1 protein-coding gene is annotated in these 896 nt (G+C 58.9%); it reads left to right on the top strand.

Going from position 1 to position 896, the window contains the following annotated elements; translation table 11 throughout:
* Nucleotides 1-896, top strand: an 896-nt coding sequence (locus tag L579_RS22955; RefSeq protein WP_036628250.1) for a thiamine pyrophosphate-dependent enzyme, incomplete at both ends; no start/stop codon positions are given.

Genomic DNA, 896 nt, shown 5'->3' with positions numbered 1-896 from the left:
GGCTACGATCTGCCGATGAGCGAGTTGCAGAACTTCCGTCAGCTGCATTCCAAAACTCCAGGTCACCCGGAATACGGCTACACCGCAGGCGTCGAAACCACCACCGGCCCGCTGGGTCAGGGTATCGCTAACGCCGTTGGCTTTGCGATTGCCGAACGCACGCTGGCTGCGCAGTTCAACCGTCCGGGCCACGACATCGTGGACCACAACACTTACGTGTTTATGGGCGACGGCTGCATGATGGAAGGTATCTCACACGAGGTATGCTCCATCGCCGGTACGCTGAAGCTGGGCAAACTGATTGCCTTCTATGACGACAACGGCATCTCCATCGACGGTCACGTCGATGGCTGGTTCACCGACGACACCGCAAAACGCTTTGAAGCCTACGGCTGGCATGTGGTGCGCGGCGTGGACGGTCACGATGCCGACGCCATCAAAAAAGCGGTGGAAGAAGCCAAAGCCGTTACTGACAAGCCATCCCTGCTGATGTGCAAAACCATCATCGGTTTCGGTTCCCCGAACAAAGCCGGTACCCACGACTCCCACGGCGCACCGCTGGGCGACGCCGAAGTGGCGCTGACCCGCAAACAGCTGGGCTGGGACTACGCGCCGTTCGAGATCCCGGCAGACATCTACGCTCAGTGGGATGCCAAAGAAGCGGGCAAAGCGAAAGAAGCCGCATGGGACGAGAAATTCGCGGCCTACGCTGCTGCGCACCCGGAACTGGCTGCCGAATTCAAACGTCGCATGAACAACGAACTGCCGGCCAACTGGGCTGAAGAGTCGCAGAAATTTGTTGAGCAGTTGCAGGCCAATCCGGCAAAAATCGCCAGCCGTAAAGCGTCGCAGAATGCCATCGAAGCCTTCGGCAAAATCCTGCCGGAATACCTCGG

It is taken from the genome of Pantoea sp. AS-PWVM4, from assembly GCF_000468095.1.
GTDB classification, from domain to species: domain Bacteria; phylum Pseudomonadota; class Gammaproteobacteria; order Enterobacterales; family Enterobacteriaceae; genus Pantoea; species Pantoea phytobeneficialis.
Note: the sequence above shows the minus strand (reverse complement) of the source record. Positions and strands in the feature narration are given on the sequence as shown.